General features: G+C 68.8%; 25 protein-coding genes. 9 read left to right on the plus strand and 16 right to left on the minus strand.

Annotated features, from left to right (window positions below):
* Positions 1-64 precede the first annotated feature (64 nt).
* The 10 genes from xerC (ACGFT2_RS25320) to ACGFT2_RS25365 all read right to left on the minus strand — a co-directional run bounded on the left by xerC (ACGFT2_RS25320) (position 65) and on the right by ACGFT2_RS25365 (position 6,956).
* The gene (gene xerC, locus ACGFT2_RS25320; RefSeq protein WP_393282031.1) at positions 65-1,291 is read right to left on the minus strand and encodes a tyrosine recombinase XerC; all 1,227 of its coding nucleotides are present in this window, start codon (positions 1,289-1,291) and stop codon (positions 65-67) included.
* The gene (locus ACGFT2_RS25325) at positions 1,288-1,494 is read right to left on the minus strand and encodes a helix-turn-helix domain-containing protein (protein WP_135791302.1); all 207 of its coding nucleotides are present in this window, start codon (positions 1,492-1,494) and stop codon (positions 1,288-1,290) included. Before ACGFT2_RS25325 ends, xerC (ACGFT2_RS25320) begins: the two co-directional genes overlap by 4 nt.
* Positions 1,491-2,771: a replication initiator gene (locus ACGFT2_RS25330; RefSeq protein ID WP_393282211.1), complete on the minus strand. Its 1,281-nt coding sequence runs from the start codon at positions 2,769-2,771 to the stop codon at positions 1,491-1,493. The genes ACGFT2_RS25325 and ACGFT2_RS25330 overlap by 4 nt, the downstream gene beginning before the upstream one ends.
* A 157-nt stretch (positions 2,772-2,928) precedes the next feature.
* Complete coding sequence (locus tag ACGFT2_RS25335) at positions 2,929-3,174, minus strand: SpdD protein (RefSeq protein ID WP_393282033.1); 246 nt, start codon at positions 3,172-3,174, stop codon at positions 2,929-2,931.
* 25 nt (positions 3,175-3,199) lie between these two features.
* Complete coding sequence (locus ACGFT2_RS25340) at positions 3,200-3,394, minus strand: hypothetical protein (protein WP_362311772.1); 195 nt, start codon at positions 3,392-3,394, stop codon at positions 3,200-3,202.
* Between the two features lie 16 nt (positions 3,395-3,410).
* Positions 3,411-3,602, minus strand: a complete 192-nt coding sequence (locus ACGFT2_RS25345; RefSeq protein WP_393282035.1) for a mobile element transfer protein — start codon at positions 3,600-3,602, stop codon at positions 3,411-3,413.
* Between the two features lie 11 nt (positions 3,603-3,613).
* Positions 3,614-4,234: a DUF2637 domain-containing protein gene (locus ACGFT2_RS25350; protein WP_393282037.1), complete on the minus strand. Its 621-nt coding sequence runs from the start codon at positions 4,232-4,234 to the stop codon at positions 3,614-3,616.
* A 33-nt stretch (positions 4,235-4,267) separates the two neighbouring features.
* A complete protein-coding gene (locus tag ACGFT2_RS25355) occupies positions 4,268-5,644 on the minus strand; it encodes an FtsK/SpoIIIE domain-containing protein (protein ID WP_393282039.1) in 1,377 nt (458 codons plus the stop codon).
* Positions 5,644-6,000, minus strand: a complete 357-nt coding sequence (locus ACGFT2_RS25360; protein WP_101417896.1) for a hypothetical protein — start codon at positions 5,998-6,000, stop codon at positions 5,644-5,646. Before ACGFT2_RS25360 ends, ACGFT2_RS25355 begins: the two co-directional genes overlap by 1 nt.
* 167 nt (positions 6,001-6,167) lie before the next feature.
* Positions 6,168-6,956, minus strand: a complete 789-nt coding sequence (locus ACGFT2_RS25365; RefSeq protein WP_053710568.1) for a GntR family transcriptional regulator — start codon at positions 6,954-6,956, stop codon at positions 6,168-6,170.
* Between the two features lie 109 nt (positions 6,957-7,065).
* Here ACGFT2_RS25365 and ACGFT2_RS25370 point away from each other — a divergent pair, with 109 nt between their 5' ends.
* From ACGFT2_RS25370 to ACGFT2_RS25385, 4 genes are all read left to right on the plus strand, one after another.
* The gene (locus tag ACGFT2_RS25370; RefSeq protein ID WP_393282213.1) at positions 7,066-7,473 is read left to right on the plus strand and encodes an NUDIX hydrolase; all 408 of its coding nucleotides are present in this window, start codon (positions 7,066-7,068) and stop codon (positions 7,471-7,473) included.
* A gap of 46 nt (positions 7,474-7,519) precedes the next feature.
* Positions 7,520-7,951, plus strand: coding sequence for an ATP-binding protein (locus ACGFT2_RS25375; protein ID WP_393282041.1), 432 nt, complete (start codon positions 7,520-7,522; stop codon positions 7,949-7,951).
* Positions 7,948-8,325, plus strand: coding sequence for a hypothetical protein (locus ACGFT2_RS25380; protein ID WP_393282215.1), 378 nt, complete (start codon positions 7,948-7,950; stop codon positions 8,323-8,325). Before ACGFT2_RS25375 ends, ACGFT2_RS25380 begins: the two co-directional genes overlap by 4 nt.
* Before the next feature lie 1,772 nt (positions 8,326-10,097).
* On the plus strand, positions 10,098-10,373 hold the full coding sequence (locus ACGFT2_RS25385) for a CRISPR-associated protein Cas2 (RefSeq protein WP_393282043.1): 276 nt from the start codon (positions 10,098-10,100) through the stop codon (positions 10,371-10,373).
* Between the two features lie 176 nt (positions 10,374-10,549).
* On the opposite strand, the gene ACGFT2_RS25390 is transcribed toward ACGFT2_RS25385, so the two are convergent.
* From ACGFT2_RS25390 to ACGFT2_RS25400, 3 genes are all read right to left on the minus strand, one after another.
* On the minus strand, positions 10,550-10,831 hold the full coding sequence (locus ACGFT2_RS25390) for a hypothetical protein (RefSeq protein WP_393282216.1): 282 nt from the start codon (positions 10,829-10,831) through the stop codon (positions 10,550-10,552).
* Positions 10,832-10,895: 64 nt separating this feature from the next.
* Entirely contained in the window at positions 10,896-11,108 is a 213-nt protein-coding gene (locus tag ACGFT2_RS25395) for a hypothetical protein (protein ID WP_389576480.1), read from the minus strand.
* Between the two features lie 502 nt (positions 11,109-11,610).
* Complete coding sequence (locus ACGFT2_RS25400; protein ID WP_393282044.1) at positions 11,611-11,886, minus strand: hypothetical protein; 276 nt, start codon at positions 11,884-11,886, stop codon at positions 11,611-11,613.
* A 594-nt stretch (positions 11,887-12,480) separates the two neighbouring features.
* Here ACGFT2_RS25400 and ACGFT2_RS25405 point away from each other — a divergent pair.
* Entirely contained in the window at positions 12,481-12,897 is a 417-nt protein-coding gene (locus ACGFT2_RS25405; protein ID WP_393282046.1) for a DUF6234 family protein, read from the plus strand.
* On the opposite strand, the gene xerC (ACGFT2_RS25410) is transcribed toward ACGFT2_RS25405, so the two are convergent.
* The 3 genes from xerC (ACGFT2_RS25410) to ACGFT2_RS25420 form a co-directional block, all read right to left on the minus strand.
* On the minus strand, positions 12,894-13,457 hold the full coding sequence (xerC, locus tag ACGFT2_RS25410; RefSeq protein WP_393282218.1) for a tyrosine recombinase XerC: 564 nt from the start codon (positions 13,455-13,457) through the stop codon (positions 12,894-12,896). The two genes, ACGFT2_RS25405 and xerC (ACGFT2_RS25410), sit on opposite strands and share 4 nt — an antisense overlap.
* A 177-nt stretch (positions 13,458-13,634) precedes the next feature.
* Positions 13,635-14,255 carry a hypothetical protein gene (locus ACGFT2_RS25415; protein WP_393282047.1) on the minus strand — a complete coding sequence of 207 codons (621 nt, stop codon included), beginning with the start codon at positions 14,253-14,255 and terminating at the stop codon, positions 13,635-13,637.
* 540 nt (positions 14,256-14,795) lie between these two features.
* A complete protein-coding gene (locus ACGFT2_RS25420; protein ID WP_393282049.1) occupies positions 14,796-15,287 on the minus strand; it encodes a MarR family transcriptional regulator in 492 nt (163 codons plus the stop codon).
* An 82-nt stretch (positions 15,288-15,369) separates the two neighbouring features.
* On the opposite strand from ACGFT2_RS25420, the gene ACGFT2_RS25425 reads away from it, so the two are divergent.
* The 4 genes from ACGFT2_RS25425 (at position 15,370) to ACGFT2_RS25440 (ending at position 19,724) form a co-directional block, all read left to right on the plus strand.
* Positions 15,370-15,744 (plus strand): HGxxPAAW family protein, encoded by a 375-nt coding sequence (locus ACGFT2_RS25425; RefSeq protein ID WP_393282050.1) that lies wholly within the window; start codon positions 15,370-15,372, stop codon positions 15,742-15,744.
* Positions 15,745-15,934: 190 nt separating this feature from the next.
* Positions 15,935-16,837, plus strand: a complete 903-nt coding sequence (locus tag ACGFT2_RS25430; RefSeq protein WP_393282052.1) for a DUF2797 domain-containing protein — start codon at positions 15,935-15,937, stop codon at positions 16,835-16,837.
* Between the two features lie 278 nt (positions 16,838-17,115).
* Positions 17,116-17,856, plus strand: coding sequence for a response regulator transcription factor (locus ACGFT2_RS25435; RefSeq protein ID WP_393282054.1), 741 nt, complete (start codon positions 17,116-17,118; stop codon positions 17,854-17,856).
* Positions 17,853-19,724, plus strand: coding sequence for an ATP-binding protein (locus tag ACGFT2_RS25440; protein WP_393282056.1), 1,872 nt, complete (start codon positions 17,853-17,855; stop codon positions 19,722-19,724). The genes ACGFT2_RS25435 and ACGFT2_RS25440 overlap by 4 nt, the downstream gene beginning before the upstream one ends.
* Position 19,725 lies beyond the last annotated feature (1 nt).

The raw sequence follows: 19,725 nt of genomic DNA on the forward strand, positions 1-19,725 counted from the left end.
CCCCGGAGAGATCCGGGGCCTTCTGCGTTTCAGGGTCATACAGCAGCGAAGTACAGCAACGGCATCAGCCGGCACCGCCCATGGCATCGGAGAGCTTGCCGAGCGCGGCCCGCACCTCTTCCTCGCTGGCTTCGGCGTAGACCTCCATCGTCATGGCGATCTGCGAGTGCCGCAGGATCCGCTGGGCCACCTTCGGGTGCACCTTCAGGGCGACCAGGAGCGAGCTGCAGGTGTGCCGGGTGTTCCGGAGCGGGATTACCCGGAGCCCGGCGCGCCGGGCTCGCAGGGCGAACATGCGGGTGAGGTTCCCCGGCTCGATGGGTGTCCCGTACTTCGTCGTGAAGATCAGCCCGCGGTTGTCCTGCCACAGCTCACCGGCCGCCTTCCGGTCCCCGGTCTGCTGGGCACGCCGCATCCGCAGCGCCCGGAGGCAGAACTCGGGGAGCGGAAGGAAGTCGTCGGACTCCTCCGTCTTGGTCTCCCGGTGGAGGATCTGCCGGCCCGCGCGCTGGATCTGGTGATCCACGTACAGCTCACCGGCCTCGAAGTCGATCGACTGCCAGGTGAGGCCCAGCGCCTCACCACGCCGCAGGCCGAGGCAGAGGACCAGGACCCAGGCCGCGAAAAGCGGATCTTCCCGGGCGACCGAATCGGCCAGGAAGCGCCCCGCTTCGACCACGGACCAGGGCTTGATCCGGCGCCGCCGAGGCTTGGGCACCTTCACCAGGGAAGCCACGTTCTTGCTGATCTCCTCCTCGGTCACGGCGTGCGTGAGAGCGGCCCGCAGGGCGTCGCGGGCGGCCTGGACGACGCGCCGGGACGGATAGGCCTCACAGCACTCCCCGACCGCACAGCACCGCTGACGCGGCTCGACCCGCTTGGCGTCCTTGCCCTGGGCGCAGCACTGGCAGATGCCGGCCAGCTTGGTCAGCCACTCCCGCACGTCCCGGACGGTCAGCTTGTCGAGCCGCTTCCCGCCGAGGTGCGGATTGATGTAGAGCCGCACCGAGCCCTCGTACGACACGTACGACAGCGGAGCGAGGTTGGGCTTCACGATCGACTCGAGCCAGTAGGACAGGAACGCCTGAACCGTCCGGTGCCGAGTCTGCACCGGGCCCTTGCTGGCGTCACTGTGGAGCCTGATCCACTTCTCGTGGGTCTCCTCGCGAGTCTTGCCGTAGACGTACTTGCGCTTGCGGTCGCCGTCCGGGGTAGTCACCCAGGCGTAGGCCGCGAAGCCGTTCTTGTACGGGTAGATGGAGCCCTCGCCGTTGGCCCTCTTTCCGCTCATGCCGCCCGCTCCACGGTCTCGGAGGCGCAGCGGTTCACGTACTCGTCGACCCAGGCCGGGAGGATGCGGCGGTTACGGCCGATCTTCACGGACCGGATCTCCCCGCTCAGGACGAGCGCCTTGGTCTTGGAGAGGCCGAAGCCGAGCATCTCGGCGACTTCGGCCGTGGTGTGCCACTTGCGGGTGATGGTCACCGTGGTCATGCGGTGGGCTCCCCTTCGGTTCCGGGTGCGGGTTCGAGAGATGCGGCCAGCCAGGCTTCGGCGTCGGACAGGCCGGTTCCGGCGAAGACCCAGTGGGCGAGGACGTACGTCGTCTCGGTCTCCGGGCCGTTGACTGTTGCCACTTGGGTTCGGCGCCATTCGGCGCGGGCGTCGCGGAGGGCGCCGAGGGTGGTGGAGTAGCGGCGGGACTTGGTGGAGAAGTGGCCGCGGAACCCGAGCATGTGAGCCCAGGCGCGCAGGCGGAGGTGTTCGAGGTCCTTGCGGGCGCCGAGGGTCCAGGCCGTTCGGATGAGGCGGCGGGCGTGCTCGCTGATGTCGAGCTGGGCGAGTTCGGCGGCGAACTTCAGCGGCCGGTCGAGAGCTCCCGTGGCGGTCTCGGCTCCCTTGGTGGCGTACTTGGCGATGTACGCCGCGACGGCTCGCTCGGTCAGTTCCTGGCCGCCGTCGAAGTCGGCCGAGCGGATGGTGCGGACGTCGAGCTGTCGGCCGAAGGCGAAGGTGTGCGCACGGCCGTCGATGACGGGGCCGTCGACGCGGACCTTGGCGGCGGCGGCCTCGATGGCGTCCGTGAGCAGTTCGGCGGTCGCCCAGGCCGGGGGCGGAGTGTCGCCGCCGCCGGGGCCGTCGAGGCGGATCACGGCGTGGAAGTGGACGGCTCCGCGCTTCTGGTACTCGGCGACCTTGGCGAACGAGACGCGGGCGTGCTGGCGGAAGTGGCGCTGTGACAGGCCCGCGCGCTTGGCGGCCTCTCGGCGGAGGTAGATGGAGAAGCGCCGCCAGAGCTGTCCGGCGTGCGCATTCCAGAGCACGGCCGCTTCGTAGTCGTAGGTGCCCGGGTCGAGCGGTGTGCCAAGGGCGTCGTCGTCCTGGTCGTGGTGGGTGCCGCAGCGGCAGGGGCGGCCGTCCGTGCGGCGGTTGTGAACCGGGCCGAAGCCGGGGGCGGTGAAAGTGGCGAAGACGCGAGGGTGAGCGGCGACGTGTTCCGGGGTGCCCTTGCCGCCGCGCAGTCCGGCGGTGATCAGGTGGAAGGTGTCGCGACGGTAGACCTCGGCGCAGGCCGGGCAGCGGGTGGTGCGGCGGTTGTTGCAGCGGACGAGGAGTTGGCCGGCCGGGAGGGCGGTCGAGTCGAGGTGCTGGAGGACGCGGCCGATCTCGCCGGTCGTGGTGTCGACGTCGTACTCGGTGCGGTGGCCGTCGAGGCGGATGGGGTGTGTGCAGCCGCCGAGCCCGGAGAGCTGACGGAGGATACCCGGCAGGGTGCCGTCGGCGGCTAGGTTGCTGAGTTCCGGGAGTGGTGGCGGGGTGGTGCGGGCGAAGATGGCGGTCTCCTTCTGACGGGCACTGTCGGGAGGGATGGGCCACCGGGGCGGCGGATGCTTGGTCGTGTCTCGCCGCCCCGGAGGTAAAGGCGTCTCAGCGCCGGTTGTGCTCGTGGAGCAGCGAGCGCAGGACCACGGCGGCGATGGCTACAGAGATGGCCGTGACGGCGACGGCGGCCAGGAGCGCGGTGAGGACCACGCCGGCGACGACCACGGCCGCGACCGTCTTCTGATCGATCTGGATCGACGGCAGGGTGCGTCGGGCGGGAGCCGGGTCGGTCGGGGCGTGCGTGTGAACCGGCGGCGGGGTCGGGTTGTCCGGGTACTTGGGCAGGAACACGGCGGGCTTCTCCTTGCCTACTCGTCTAGTTATGCGAGCCGTTTACGACACCCACGCCGGACCGCGTGCCGGACTCGATGGCGGGCGCGAGGAAGGTGTGCGAGAGCCAGAAGCCGAACAGGGCGATGAGGACGACGATCCAGGTGCGGACGCCGAGGAACTTGATCGCTCCCCAGGCGAAGAAGCCGAGAACGACGACGAGCGGCAGGCTGACGGTCACGGTGGTCCGGGTCCTTTCAGCGGGCGGGGCAGCGATGGGTGCGGGCGGCCAGTTCGGCGGCGGCGCGGCTGTCGTAGTCGGCGGAGAAGCCACAACGCGGGGCGGTGCAGGCGGCGGTGTGCTTCTCGCGACCTCGGTTGTCGTAGGCGGTGCCGACCTGGACGGGGCCGATGCGGGTGACGTTGCGGAAGCTGCGGTTGGCGGACATTCGGTCTCCTCTCAGAGGTGGGCGGCGATGGCTTCGGCCATGGGCACAGGGACGCCGAGGCGGGCGCGCAGGGTCGGGGTGTCGATCGGGGCGCCGGTGCGGGCGTGGTGCTCGGCGGCGACCTTGCGCGCGTGGGCGACCAGGGCGGACGGCACGGGTACGGGCGGGGGTTGCGGCGGTGCCTCGATGGCGGGTTGGGCGGGCAGGTCGGGCGCGGTTTCGGGCTCGTCCTCCTGGTCCTCCATGACCTCCGCACCGGGGCCCGTCTTCGGCGCGGTGTGCGCGAGGAGGGTCCCGCCGAGGAAGGCGACGGCGGGCCAGCCCGCGACGAGGATGCGCAGCCAGGCCGGGACGTCGCCGAGGTCGAGGAGGCCGGCGGTGGCGACGTTGGCGCCGAGGGATGCGGTGAGTGCGACGACGAACCAGCACCAGGCCGCCGTTTTGGTTGTACCGGAGCGCAGTCGACGCCAGGCGGCGACGAGCAGCAGGTCGACGGAGACGGGGTAGGCCCAGGCCTTCCAGCCGTCCTGTCCGGCCGCCACGGCGACGTCGTGCAGGTGGGCGAAGGACAGCGCGGCGGCGATGAGCGCCTGGACGAGCACCGCGTCGACGCGGGCCAAGCGGGCGCGCATGATGCGGCTCCTTCCGGAGTCGAACAGCGGGAATCAGTCGGTGACCGGACGGGGCAGGAAGACCGGGGCCGCGGTCTCGACCGGGCGCACGGGTACGTCAGGCCGGAACGGCTTCAGCGCGGGCAGGTCGGGCACCAGGTGGGCCGACTCGCGGCAGGTCTCGGCAGCGTCCCCGAGGGAGAGGTACGGCGTGCGGATGCGAGACCAGCCGCCGGAGGTGTCGCCCGCTACGGCCAGACCGGGCCGTTCGGGAGCGATGGAACAGGCTGCCTGGACAGCCTCCGGAGCGATGTCACCGAGGGCCATCTTCGCGGAGGCCTCGTCGTTGACGCGGTGGCAGACGCGGCCGGTGAGCTGGGCGCGGAGCATGGTGGCGCCCTTGCCGAGTTCGGCGCCGAAGCGTTGCCCGCAGACCTCCAGGTAGATGCCGGCGGCGCGGCCGAGCTGGGCGAGCCGGATGAGCTGGGTGACCATCTCGTCGCGGCGTTCCTCGTCTTTCTTGGTCGCGACGAGGAAGAGTTCAGCGACCTCATCCACGAACAGGACGATGGGTACAGGGCGTTCGCGGTCGGGCAGGCCCCAGACGTCGGAGGTGATCTCCTCGTCCGGAGTACCAGGGGCGATGCCCTGCCGGGCCTTGATCAGGTCGTACCGGTCCTCCATCTCGTTGACCAGCACGGGCAGCAGCTCGGCCGCCTGCTCCGGGTCGGTAGCCAGTGCGGAGAGCCGGGGTGCGAAGGGGGCCAGTTCGACGCCCCGCTTGCAGTCGATGCCGACCAGGGCGACGGGCTGAGGGGCGAGTCCGGCGACCAGGTGCCGCATGTACATGGACTTGCCGGACAGGGTGGCGCCGAGGGTGAGTTGATGGGGGATGGCGCGGTAGTCGCGGATGAAGGGGGTGGCGTCCTCCCGCAGTGCGACCGGCACTTTGAGCGGGCCGTGCGCGGCCTTGCGAGGCATGCGCACCCGCCGTAAGACGTCGTAGCCGACGAGCCGCAGGTCGACGACCCCAGGCTTCACGGTGGTGACGTAGACGGCGTGGACACCCCAGGCGTGCCGCAGTCGCTCGGCGGAGGCCGCGAAGTCGGCGGGCTCCTGGCCCGGCGCCAGGCGAAGACGGATCCGCAGTCCGGTCGTGGTGGGTCGGATGAGGCCCCGGCGCGGCGGCACGGGCCGCACTTCGCGCTGAGTCATGGCCTTGACGGCGAGCAGTCGCAGCCGGGAGGGGGCCACGGTCAGGCCGCATGCCTCCATGACCGAGCCGTACGAGCTGAGCAGCCGGACCGTGGACACCGGGAGGCCGACCGTGGACCAGTACGCCGCCGGGTGCTTGGCCCGGGCGTAGGCGGCCCCGCCGCCGAGTGCGGCGACAGGACCACCCACTTCGAGAAGTGTGGTCAGGTCGGACATCAGGCGGCAGCCCCGGTGACGGCCGGGAAGGCGGCCGGGGTGACGGCGGCGGCCCGGTAGGCGATGCCGTGGCGCTGCTGGCCGTTGAAGACGGACTCCCACGGCCGGGCGATGAGGCCGGGCAGCGACACCGGCGAGCCGAGGATCAGGCCCTCGGAGACACCGCCCTCGGGGACAGTGACCTTGATGAGCGAGGACTCACCGTCCTCGATGTAGACGACCCCGATGGTCATCAGCGCCTCGCCGCTGGTCGCGTCCTTGGCGATCTCGCCGGTCTGCCGGTCACGGACCTTCGGCTCCGGAGCCTCCGTGAGGAGGATCGTCGCGGCGGAGGTCTCAACGCGGATGGTGCGCAAGGTACTGCTCCTGTCTACTCGTCTATACAAGAGTCGATCTGTGAGCCCGATCTCCGGGTCACGTGGATCACCTTGACACACAACTTGCCCACTCGTCTATACGAGTAAGCGTGTCGGTGTGTACGAGTTCAGAGAAGCGTCCCCGCGCACTACCGCCGCTCGCGGGATCAGGTCGCCGGGAGCTGGTACGACAGGACGTACGCGTCCGCCGCCATGACCGTGTCGCAGACCTCGACGGCACGTCCCTCGGTGTCGAACGCGGTCCGGATCAGGTGGATGACAGGCACGCCGGCCGCCAGGTGCAGGAGCTTGACCTCTGCGGGCGAGGGCATGCGGGCGCGGATCTCCTCCTCGAAGTGGTCGAGGTGGTGCCCCAGCTCTTCGAGGCGGGCGTAGATACCGCCGGGACCCGGGTTGGGCTCGGCGATAGGAGTGCCGCGGGCGATGTCGAGCGGGAGGTACGAGGTCGCGAACTCGACCGGCCGCCCGTCGAGGAGATACCGGCGCCGACGAGCGAGGACTCGCCGCACCGACCCGAGCCGGGTGGAGATGTCCTGACTGGCCTTCTCTTCCTTGACCTCAAGGCTGTCGACCGTGGGATGACTGCCTGCGGCGTCGGCCTCCACGATGAAGGCGGACTTGCCCTGCTCGCGGTGGCGCCGGGCGAACCGGTCGGAGGCGAGCCGGCGCACCGGGGGACGCGGCCGGACGAAGACGCCCTTGCCGTGCTCGGCGTGTACCAGGCCCTCGCCCGTGAGGACGGAGAAGGAGTTCCGGACGGTCATCCGGGAGACGCCGTAGTGCTCGACCAGCTCGGCTTCGGAGGGCAGCTTCTCGCCCTCACGGAATCGCCCACGGTCGATGGCCTCGCGCAGCTGGTCGGCGATCTGCCGGAAGACCGCACGATCGCTCGTGGGGTCGAGATCACCGAGGAGGCCCGAAGGAAGAGGGCTCACGTGAGTACTCCTTTAGGTATCTAGACGAGTGGGCGAGTGCTGTTGCTACGGTGGAGAGCCTAGCCAGCCGAGAGGGCCGAGGAACGTGAGCACTGAACGCCCGCACTCCGTGAGCGTCGCCGGGGTCGTCGTGGACGACCAGGGCCGGGCCCTCCTGATCCAGCGCCGGGACAACGGCCACTGGGAGCCGCCGGGCGGCATCCTCGAACGCGAGGAGACCATCCCGGAAGCCCTTCAGCGCGAAGTCCTCGAAGAGACCGGCATCAAGATCGCGCTTCCCGCGACTCTGACCGGCGTCTACAAGAACATGACGGGCCTGATCGTCTCGCTGGTCTTCCGCTGTGAAGCCGCCGACGGCGTGCCCACCACCGGTGACGAGACCCGCGCGCTGCGCTGGGCCACCCGCGAAGAGGTCACCGAGCTTGCCGACGAGGCGTACTCGATCCGCGTCCTGGACGCACTCGACACGACGACCCCGCCAGCCATCCGCGCCCACGACGGCGTGAAACTCGTCTAGCCCGAACCCGCTGCACATGGCGGCCTACCAGCGTAAAGGAACTTGTATGCACGAGTATACGAGTAAGGCTCGGGTCTGGGGGCTGAGTTGCCCAGGATTCCCGGAAGAGGTGAGCCGGGCCCGCCGATGGACCCGTGACATCCTGCGTGGCTCCCCTTTAGCCGACGACGCCGAACTGATCGTGAGCGAGCTGAGTGCGAACGCGATCCTTCACACCGCGAGTGGCTTGGAGCACGGCAGCTTTCACCTGGCCGTTGCGGTCTCCGCTCAGGTGGTGGCGGTCTCGGTCACGGACGACGGCGGTACGGGGACGGCCCCGAAGGTCGAGCACCAGGACCAGGACGCCGAGCACGGCCGGGGCCTGGGCATGGTCAGCGTCATCGCTCACCGGGTCGTCGTCCACGACAGCGACCAGGGCCACACGGTCACCGCGGAGCTGTATGCGGACGCCCGGCGGGGAGGCGGGCTGTGTCGATGAAGCCACCGCAGCGGGGCTACTGGTGCGAGTGCTGGACCGAGGACCTCACCGAGAAGTGGCCGCCGGCACGGCTGGCATCTTTCGACGCCTACTCCGCGCCGCAGGCGGACCGTTGGGTAGCGGTCGTACTCCGCACGATCTCACCGGCACTGGACGCCGACGCATCGGACGCGGCGTGGGAGTGGCTGTACGAGGGCCGCATCGAAACGCGTCGAGCTCTGTTGCGGACGGAGCCGTGCACGGTGTCAGTCACCCACGCCAGGACCCGGATCACGTGGACGATCCGACCGGTGCTCTTCCTACCGCTGGCTCACCGTCAGGGCGTCGTACTCCCGAAGTGTGCGTACGTCTTCAAGCCCCACGGGACCTACTGAGTTACAACTTTCTCTACTGGTTCAAGCCCCGGCTGCGCTCCGCTCCGCCGGGCGCGCTTCCCGGCTCCGCCGCGGGCGCCGCTCCTGCCTCCGGCCCGCTCCGCCCGCGCTGCGCCGACGCGCGCCCACTGGTGGATAGGGTCGATGGCCATGAGTCGATCACCGCAGATCGCGGCCTGCGGTCAAGACGATGCCTCCGGCGGGGGATCGGCCGGCACCGGGATGGAGGGGGCGCCGTTCCCGACTGCGGGTCCGTAGGGGGTGCGCGGGGTGCTCCCATCCCGTCCACCGTCGACCCAGGCAGAGCCGAGCAGACGCGGCCCATGGCGTCCAGGTCGTTCGTACAGTGGCGCGCTCCACCTGGACGCCATGAACCACGCCCGCTCCACGGAGTGTGGGTCGACGGCGGACGGGATGGGAGCTGGGGTGGGTGGTGGCTTGGGTGGTGAAGGCGAAGCAGCCATCTAGATGTAAGAGATGCAAACGTATGGTGCCACTTACTCTGGGGCTCGCGACGTGTGCTCTTGTGCACTGTTAGAAGCGATCTTGGTCCGACTGGGGAAGTTTTTCTTCTACACAGCTGGGGACGAGGAAACCTGCTGGTCAATGGGCCTTTCTCGTGTGGTGCGGCCGGTTACCCACAGGCCTGTCCCGCAGGTCCCACACAGCTCTTGGTCAAGTCTCCACAGAGATGCCGAGGTTGTACCCAGGGCCTGTGGATAACCAGATTGGCTGGTGACAACGGGCGTGCCACTATCAGCAAGCCAAGCGGCAGAACTGACCTGCTAGGCGGCGCAGTTGACGTTGATCAGGTTCCACGTGAAACGACGCACAGGAGTAACGCCCGTGTCCGTAAGCGGAATTGGGCCTCTCATTTGTCAGTGGCGTGCCGTAGAAAGGTCAGGCCCAGACGAGACGCGGGGCGCACCCGAGCACTTTGGCGAGAGGCAGGTGCGCCCCGAGAGAGCCAGGAGGAACATGTACACGCCCCGTCCGACCCACAACGCCCAGCTTCAGCATGGAAGCTGTGGCGCTAGTACCACTGTTCCACGAGCCACTGACAACGCCCAATGGGTATGTCTCGGAGCAGTGGCTAGCTGCGTGATTGGAGCCCAGCCCCTTGCCGCAGCCCTCGATTCGGCGACACAGCTGGTCACCGTGATCATCGTGCTGTTGCTTGTCCGCGCACACCTGCGGAGTCACCCCTCCACTGCTGTAGAGGAGAGTCGTCAAGTACGCCGCTGATGTCTGACACCAGTGGCTGACGCCAACAGGGGCGAACAGCGGCGGTCGACGCTGAACCTGAGCGGACCAGCGATCCAGGCCGAAGGTCGATTGATCCAGCACGCACATCCGGCGTGATTGACCTGATAAGGATGCGGCCAGTCCCCAAAGCCCTAGCCCAGCGCGGGGCACCATCCTCAACCGATTGATGGTGCCCCGCCGGCCTACATCGGCCATTAAGACTCCGCCGACCTTGTCAGTGCCATCCACTAGGGTTCGAAGTTTGATGGCCCGTCAACGCCAAGCACTAGATGTAGTGGTCGATACTCGCCGGTAGCACAACTTGTGGGGGTAATGCTTGCTGTCGGGGCGTCAGAGGTGCTGTACTTGTCCTGACCGAAAACAAGCAGGCCCCACCCGGGGCTCGACTTGAGGTCGAGTCATCGGCATGGGGCCTTTTGCGTTGGCGCGCCTTGGGACCTTACAACGACTGACATGGTTGTCCAAGTCTTCGCGGCAGATGATTCGACCTCGGAAACGAGGTATTCATGCCCGCGAAATCTGTGCTCATCGGCTACGACCTGAACAGCCCCGGCCAGGACTACGACTCGCTCTTCGAGGCGATCAAAGCACTGGGCGCGTGGTGGCACCACCTCGACTCCACCTGGATAGTCAAGACGACGAAAACCACGGCGGAGGTGCGTGACACCCTGAAGGGTCACATCGACTCCAACGACGAGCTCCTCGTCGTCGCGCTGACCGGTGAGGGCGCCTGGACCGGATTCAACGACCGGGGCAGTAAGTGGCTCAAGGACAACCTCTGACCGTGCCCCTGCCGTGCCCGATCGCCCGGGCACTGACGGGGAGCCGCGGTGAGTAGCGGACAGTCTGCATGAGAACGGCCCCTGACCGATTTACCTGGTCAGGGGCCGTTCAGCTGCGGAGGCGGTGGGATTTGAACCCACGGTGACATCACTGCCACGACGGTTCTCAAGGTTGCTCAGTCGCCGAGGAACCAGAGGTAGCGGTGCGATCCGTTCAAGACGACGTGACACATCTCGCGGGCCTGCACGACCCAGGCCCCACCACAGGCGTCCGGAAGTCGGTCGAGTTCAGCGAGCAGTGACGGCACCTGTCGATGGTTGAACATCACGTCACCGTAAGGGGTCAAGGCCGAGAGCATCGGGAAGGCGGCCGCGTCGAGGCCGGCGAAAGCGTCCGTCCATTCCACCCCGGCCTCAGCGCGGGTCACGATGTCCCCCAGATCGCCGCGTACCTGCATGTTGATCACCGGCTGATGCTATCGGCGCCTCGTGCCCGACGTCAGTGCGGGATCCGTTCGGTGCTCACGGGAGTCCCAAAACCGTGAGCACCGCAAGGGACAGCGTCATGACGGCGATGAAGGCCCCACCTCCGTATAGAACGGCCTGCGCCAGAGAGACCCCGGTGGTCCTGATGAGGATCCCCGCGATGAGGGCCACGACCGCGGACAGCAGCGCTGCAATCGTGATGTACAGGACCCTCATGCCGATCGTCGGGGGTGCCGACTGGGTGCTCAACGATCCGTTTCCTTCCTGCAGGGAAGGTGGTTGGACCGAAAAAAGCAGACCTCAGCCCAACCACCCGAATTTGGGTGTTGGCCTGAGATCTGCCGACGTTCAGCTCTCAAAGCAGTGGTGGAGCTCCTCGGAGGGGCGCTGACTCAGTGTTACGTCCCGCGTTTCTCACGAGGCGGCATCCCGTACGTCGTAGGACACCTGATGCTTCGAATGTAGCAGACGGCAAGAGATGAACGCCGTGCTCACAGAGGTGAGTTGAGCCACTATGGCGAACCGTTGCCACCCCTGCGATCGGGTCGGGAGACCTCAGCGACCTCCCCGCCCGCAGTTCGGATCGAGGTAGGCGTACAGAGGACAGGCTCTAAACAAACCTGCGAGTCCTCGGGTCCACCTTCCCAAGGGTGCACATCCAGAACATCATGTCGATCATCCCGAAGGTCAGGCGCAACATCAGCCGCATCAGCGAGATCGCGAGCCCAATCACGGTAGCCTCCTTCCCGTCCTAGCGGCCGGCCTTCCAATCGGTGTCCAGGATCGCAGCGTGGACGGCCGCGACGATCAACGTAAAGACCAATACGCCGCCCGACCAGTTCTTCGCGTTGCCGACCAGGGACGCGGCGATCGGCGTGCCCCAGGCGAAGACGGCGTACAGAGCGGGCACGTACATGGCGACGACCCGCTTCTTCGCCGCAATAAAGAACAGCGGCGGCGCCAGCAGTCCAGCGGACGCCACGACGACCACGATCCAGACCACCTTGTGCACGGTGGATGAGTACATGCGCGCCCGGATCGGTGCGTTGAGATGCGGATTACCCACGGTCCCCCTCACGCTCACAGAGGCACAAGTGTGACTCACTGCACGTCCGCATGTACGAGGAACTCGGGTTTCAGAGGTGCTGGCCTCAGACCAGCCCGAGCACCGTGCCCACCCGCCTCGACCGCGGACCTCGAAGGTTCTCTGACCGGTCTCATCCCGCCAGGCAAGCTAACAGAGGGGACAGGCAACGGGATGACTGCGGGGAGTTGCGGTACAGCAGCCAGGTACAGCAACCCAAGCAACCGGCAGCACCCCGCACCGGCCGTCATGGGCCGCCAAGCAACCTGTATGACCGTCTCTGACCGATCTCTCTAGAGCTACGGATCAGAAGGTTGCAGGTTCGAATCCTGCCGAGTGCACAACAGTTCAGAGGCCCTGTGGAGTGATCCACAGGGCCTCTGGCTTTTGCGTTGACGGCAGTGTTTGACGGCAACCGCCTCGGAGGGCGGGCGCTGGGCCGATCAGGGTTGTCAGGTGGATCATGGGATCGACCTGAGCGGGGCTGAGTACTCGTGCTCATGCGGCCGCCACGCCCGCACGAGCAAGGTTGCGGGTATGAACTTACCCGTTGCCCCACCGGCCTTCGATGCGACCACTGGCCCGGGACAGCGCCACCGTGCCGACCGAGGCGCCGACATCGGAGCCGGGTGCGGTCTGGTGTTCCTGGAGCTGATCGCCTTGGCAGTGATCTTTGGACTCTGGTTCCTGTCCGGGTTCAACCTGGATCCGGCCAAGACCGTCACGACCGACTCGTTGTGGAAGTACCTGACCGCCGCTGGCGGAGTGGGACTCCTCGCCATCGCGGCGGCCACGATCGCCGCGCGGGCCGGGGCCGTCGTGACGGTTGTAGGCCAGGCCATCATGGCTGTCCTGATCTGCGTCCTCGTCTTCGGCGGGGCTGCGGCGCAGGCCCATCAGGATCGTCTATGCCGTGACATACCGTCAGCGACCGGCTGCAAGGGCGACAACTAGAGGGCCGCGAGGACATCGGTCATGCCGCTGTCATCGTCCGGCCCGTTGCCGTCACCCTTCAGCGCATCGCCGACGCGGTCGAAGGCGGAGCGCTGGGTGTCGAACCGTACGAAGGCGTAGATGACCATGGTCACGCGGATGGAGTTGTGGCCCAGGACTTCCATGATCATTCGAGCGTCGGGGCCCTGCTCGTGGAGCAGAGACGCGCACGTGTGGCGCGGGTCATGGACGCGGACCTTACGGACGCCCGTGCGGGCGTACAGCGCCTCGAAAGACCGGTTCAGGTTGCGCGGCTCAGTGGGGGTCCCGTTCTTCGTGGTGAAGACGAGGCCCTGCCCCGTCCCCTTCCAGTTCGCGCCGGCGGCCTTCCGGTCGGCGATCTGCTGGGCATGCTGAGCACGCGATGCGGTCACGCACTCACGCGGCAGGGCGATGCGGCGGGCCGAGCGCTGTGCTTTCGGTGCGACGATCAGTAGCTCGCCATCCACGCGCTGAAGAGCCTGCCGGACGGTGAGGACCCCCTCGTGGAGATCCACATCCGACCAGCGCAGCCCCAGCAGCTCACCCCGTCAGGCTCCGTGATGATCTCGACGTCACGGAAGGCGTCCTCGTCATTGAAGCGCAGCTGTGGGTCACCTTCGCGGCGTCCGCAGTCCCGGTCGAAGTCCGGACACCAACACCCTGCTGGGAGACCCAGTGGGAGCGAGATTGAAATCGAGCGACGGTCGGTCTGGAGGTCAGATGGAGGCGATCTCCCAGGCGACCACGCCGTTCGATCCATGAGTGGCGTCGACGTCGATGTGGATCTGCTCGCCTGCGGAGATCCGCTGCCGGACCACCGACTGATCACAAGGCACCTTGGCCGGTGTGCCGTTACCCGTCGGCTTGAACCTCAGCTGCGCTGCACCGTGGCCGACGCAGACCAGTCTGAGCTCGTAGGTCTTGCCCGCGTGCAGGCTGGGTTCGGTGTGGATGCCGTCCGTCAGCCGTTCCGCGCCGGACTCGACCGATCTCCCGGATCGAGCGGCGGCGAGGGCAGTCTGGGCCTGCTCGGTCAGGCGCTTCTCCGATGACTCGCCTGCCGTCCGGGCCGAACTCGGAGAGGGCCTCGAGGATGTCCTGGCCGTCTTTCCGTCACCGGCGTCGGACGTGCACGAAGCGAGGAGGAACACCGATGCGGTCACGGTGCATCCAGCGATCCATCGCCGTGCGGTCGCGCGCGTCATGACGAGGTCTCCCAGTACTTCCAGCCGGTCTCGGTCGTGGGAAGCGTGGCGTTTCCATGAGCGAGTTCGACGCGGGTGCCGCAACTCCTGCCGCCAGACCGGTACTTCTTTCAGGTTGTCTTGTAACCCCATGAACCGTACTGCAGGTGGCCGTACTTGTTCCGGGAAATGTTGTGACTGTATTCGTGTCCGGTTGTGACGGTCACACTGCCTTCCGCCTTGACCCTGATAGTGGTCTTGGCCTTTGCCGGGATTGCACCCGTTGACCACTCTCCACTTCCCGCAACCTCAAGCGAGATGGTCCCGCCCTTGGTGACGGAGACCTTTATGGTGCCGCCTATGGCTGCGCGCTTTGGCCGGAACTCCTTGAGTTGGGGGAACTGGTCCAGTGCGGTCGCCGGATCGGTTGTCGCGGTCAGCGAGTAGGGCAGATCAGGGTCTGGGGAATCGTTCTGGAATGCGGCGCTGGGAGTTGATCGCGTCGGCGGAGATGTTCGGGCGGTTCGCCCGGCCCATGGGTCGGCGGGTTGCCGGTTCGGGCTCTGCCGAGTGCGTATCGATCGAATGGCCCGGAGAGATCCGGGGCCCCGGTATGCGGAGGGGTGATCGGGTTCCGGGTTGCGGGGGCAAGACGGTTCCCAGCTCGGGGGGTTGTGGGGTGAGGTCGACGGCTCAGCAGTCCTCTTGCGGGTCGTTCCGGTTCAGTTTCTCCAGATACTCGTGGGCCAGGGACGTGGCCCGGGTGAACCAGTCCGTGATGATCGCCAGCTCCGGCGCGGAGTAGTCGGCGAACAGGGCCGTCAGGCGTGCGTAGTGGCCGGAGTAGACCGCCTCGACGCGCGTGACGGCGTCGGGTACGGCGGCCACCCGCACACGGCGGCGATCGCGGGGATCGGGGCGGCGGGTGACGTATCCGGCGCGCTCCAGGCGGTTGAGGATGCCGGTCACCGCGCCCGTCGTGACGTGGGCGCGGGCCGCGAGGTCGCCGGCCGTGAGCAGATCGTCCCCCGCCTCCAGGACGAAGGCGAAACACGTGAGGTCGGTGACGTTCAGGCCCAACCGCCGGGCCAGCTCCTGCTGGCCGATCAGATGGGCGGCGATGAGGTGGTCCATCGCCGTCAGCGCCTGAGCCGGCGTGGCGGGCGGTCGCGGCGTGCCGTGCATCTTTCGGAATCCCTTAGCTTGTGAGATATTCGGCTTGCAAACTTCTTAGCTCGTGAGGGAATCTGTCCCAGGAGGCGCTTCCATGAGTCTGTACGACGAGGGTCACACGATCGCCGGCTGGACCGGAGTCGGTATCACGGCCGTCGGGGGCAGCGTGGCGGGATGGGGGGTGTGCGTGTCCTCGCCATCCCTGATCGCGACGGGTCTGGCGGTCGTGGCCATGAGCGCCCTAGTGACGTGGGTGCTGCATCTGACCGGCTGGGGCAAGCCGCCGGGAGTGCGGCCCCGGGAGGAGTGGGGGATGCGGGTCCGGGACACGTGGGCCCGGGAGGGGCATCCGGGGTGTGTGGGTTGCCGGCTCGCGGGGCGCGGCCGGCGCGTGTCCACCGTCCCGGAGGCGTCCTCGCCGGCCGGTGACGCGGATGCCGAATCCCGGCTGCTGTCGCCGGTCAAGTGATGCCTGCGGGTGACGCCATGAGTGATGCCTGCGGGTGACGCCGCGGGTGATGGCGGCGAGTGACGCCCTGTGCGTGAGCCCTGTGCGTGACCCCCTGTGCGTGAGTCTGGTGCGTGAGTGTGGTGCGTGACGTCCCGTGCGTGACCTCACCGACCGGCGTTGTCGGACCCGGGTCGTACCCTCGGCGGTGATGGCACGGACATGGAAGTGCTCGGGGCTGCGGTGGTCGTCGGACGGTCCCGTGCTGGTGTGGGACGGCGGGCGGCGCAGCGAGCTGTCCCGGGGGAAGCGGATCGCCTTCGCGGTGCCGGACGGGGGTGCGCGGACCTGCGTGGGGGCGCGAGGGAATCCCTGCCCGGTGCGGGCCCCTGTGCCGGGACGCGGTACGGGCGCCCGGTGCGAGGAGTGCGCGCGGCTGGACCGGGCGCATTCCGTGGCCGCCGACACGATCGCCGACGACCCCCGGCCCTACCACGTGTACGTGGCCTGGTTCGGGCCCGGCATGGTCAAGGTCGGCATCACCGCCGTCGAGCGGGGCTCGGCCCGGCTGCTCGAGCAGGGCGCCGTCTGTTTCAGCTGGCTCGGCAGCGGTCCGCTGATGGCCGCGCGGCGCACCGAGGAACTGCTGCGGGCCGCGCTGCGGGTGCCCGACCGGATTCCGTATGCCGAGAAGCGGGCGGTGCGGTCGCTGCTGTCGGGCACCGAGGCGGAGCGCGCCGCCGAGGTGCGCGAGCTGCACGCGCGGGCCGCGGCGCTCACCGGCTGGCCGGAGTCCCTGCGGCCGGAGCCGTGCCGGGTGACCGACCATGTGGCGGCGTTCGGGCTCACGGGGAGCCCGGCGGCGCTCGGTTACGTCGTGGAACTCGTGCCGGGCGGCACCGTGAGCGGCGAGCTGGTCGCGGCGGCCGGACCCGACCTGCATCTGTCGGCCGGCGTAGGCGGGGACGGCGGCGCAGGCGGGGTGGTCGTCCTCGACACGCGGCTGATGACCGGCTGGGAGCTGTTGCCCGCGGCACCGGACGACGACGGGTTCACCGTGCCGGTGCGAACGTTCAGGCGAGAGGGGGAGAGGGAGCAGGAGGGCCTCTTCTGAGGGGCCGTCGAGAGACCGGGCGTGTTCCGCCGAGCCGGGGCCGCGCCGCCGCCCCCGTCGAACGCTCCGCGCGTTCTCGTGTTCACCCGCGTGACGTGAGCCGCGCCGCCGCCTTCGCCGAACGCGCCCACCGCATCGTCGAGTTCACCTTCGCGGATGGTGCCGGCGGCCCCCCGGCGCGATGCCCAGGCCCTCCCTGAGAGGCGCCTGTGCCTTTCTCAGGGAAATCACAGAGTTCGGCAAGTGTCTTCTCAGAGGGCCCCGAAAGGGTGTCCGGTATGACCACGACCTCGCCCCAGGGGCGTACCGAACTGCTGAGGCCGGACGGGAGCCCCGTCCGGGTGCTTGTGGTGGACGACGAGTTGTCGATCACCGAACTGCTCAGCATGGCCCTGCGGTACGAGGGCTGGCAGATCCGCAGTGCGGGTGACGGGCAGGGGGCGATCCGGACGGCCCGTGAGTTCCGGCCGGACGCCGTCGTGCTCGACATGATGCTGCCCGACATGGACGGGCTCTCCGTCCTCGGCCGGCTGCGCCGCGAACTGCCGGACGTGCCGGTGCTGTTCCTGACCGCCAAGGACGCGGTGGAGGACCGGATCGCCGGGCTCACCGCCGGCGGCGACGACTACGTCACCAAGCCGTTCAGCCTGGAGGAGGTCGTGGCGCGGCTGCGGGGGCTCATCCGCCGCTCCGGCGCCGCCGACCGGCGGTCGGAGTCCGTGCTCGTCGTGGGTGATCTGACGCTCGACGAGGACAGCCACGAGGTCTGGCGGGCCGGGGACTCGATCCACCTCACCGCCACCGAGTTCGAACTGCTGCGCTTTCTGATGCGCAACCCGCGCCGCGTGCTCAGCAAGGCGCAGATCCTGGACCGCGTCTGGTCGTACGACTTCGGCGGACAGGCCAACGTCGTCGAGCTGTACATCTCCTACCTGCGGCGGAAGATCGACGCGGGCCGGGAGCCGATGATCCACACCCGGCGCGGGGCCGGTTATCTGATCAAGCCTGCCGTGTCATGACCGGGCGACGCCGGCCGTGGCCAAGGAGGCGGCGGCCGGGGGAGCCGGGTCCGTGGCCATGGAGGCGGCGGGCGGGGGAGCCGGGTCCGTGGCCCAGGAGGCGGCGGGCGGGACAGCCGCGCACCCTGCGAACCCGGCTCGTCGTCGCCTCGGTGGCGCTGATCGCCGTGGTCTGCGCGGTGATCGGCACCGTGACCACGCTCGCGCTGCGCACCCATCTGTACGACCAGCTGGACGACAAGGTGACCGACATCGCCATGCGGGCGACGGGCGGCCGCCTGCCGAACCCGGGCGGCAGATCACCCGACACCCCCGCCGAACCCGCCTCGCCGTCACCGTCAGAGGGACAGGGGCAGGGGCGCGCACGTAGCAGTGGCACGGCCGCCGAGAAGGTCGGGCGACTCCTCACCACCGGCCCGACACAGGCCGACACCGTCGCGGCGTACCTGGAGCAGGGCTCGGTCACGGCGGCCGCCAAGGCCGTTCAGCTGAGGAACAGTTACGGCGGCTTCCGCACGATGGCCACCGCCGGCCTCGACGCCGCGCAGCGAAGGGCGCTCGCCACGGTTCCCAAGGACGGTGCCGCGCACACGGTGCGGCTGCCCGGTCTCGGCAGCTACCTCGCCAAGTACCGGGCGGGCCCCGACGGCGCCTACTACGTCGCCCTGCCCACCAAGGACGTCGACGACAACATCGACACCCTGATCCTCGTCGAGATCTGTGTCACCGCCGCCGGCCTGATCGCGGCCGGCCTCGCCGGTACCGTCATCGTCGGCATCGCCACCCGCCCGCTCCGCAAGGTCGCCCACACCGCCACCCGGGTCTCCGAACTCCCGCTGCACACGGGCGAGGTCGAGCTGAGCGAGCGGGTCCCGGAGTCCGAGTGCGACCCGCACACCGAGGTCGGCCAGGTCGGCGCCGCGCTCAACCGCATGCTCGACCACGTCCACGGCGCCCTGCACGCCCGTCAGCAGAGCGAGACGCGGGTGCGCCGGTTCGTGGCCGACGCCAGCCACGAGCTGCGTACGCCCCTCGCCTCCATCCGCGGGTACGCCGAGCTGACCAGGCGTGGCCGGGAGCAGGTCGGCCCCGACACCCGGCACGCCCTCGGGCGCATCGAGTCCGAGGCCGGCCGGATGTCCCTGCTGGTCGAGGACCTGTTGCTGCTCGCCCGGCTCGACGCCGGACGGCCCCTGCAGTTCGAGCAGACCGATCTTCTCCCGCTCGTCGTGGACACGGTCAGCGACGCCCGCGCGGCCGGCCTGGACCACAACTGGCGGCTGCACCTGCCCGACGAGCCCGCGCTCGTCTCCGCGGACGCCACCCGGTTGCAGCAGGTGCTGGTCAACCTGCTGGGCAACGCCCGCAACCACACGCCACCCGGTACGACCGTCACCGCGCGCGTGCACCGGCGCGGGCCGTGGACGTGCGTCGACGTCGAGGACAACGGGCCGGGCGTTCCGCCGGAGCTGCTGCCGTGCGTCTTCGAACGGTTCGCGCGGGGCGATTTGGCGCGTTCCCGGGCCACCGGGTCCACCGGCCTCGGGCTCGCCATCGTGCAGGCCGTCGTGACCGCGCACGGCGGTGCCGTGACCGTGGACAGCGTGCCGGGGCGGACCGTGTTCACAGTGCACCTGCCCACGTTGTCCACCACGCACCTGCCCGGGGTCTCCGCCACGCACCTGCCCGGGACGTCCACCGTGCACCTGCCCGGGGTGTCCACCACGCACCTGCCCGGGGTGTCCGCCACGCACCTGCCCGCGCTCGTCCCGGGCGCCGCGCCGTCCGCCTCCGGGACCGGACCGGGACCGGGACCGCACTCACAGGCACAGCACAGGGCCACCACACGGCCGGGACAGGGCGCCTGAC

Source organism: Streptomyces sp. NPDC048514, assembly GCF_043199955.1.
In the GTDB taxonomy this organism is placed as follows: domain Bacteria; phylum Actinomycetota; class Actinomycetes; order Streptomycetales; family Streptomycetaceae; genus Streptomyces.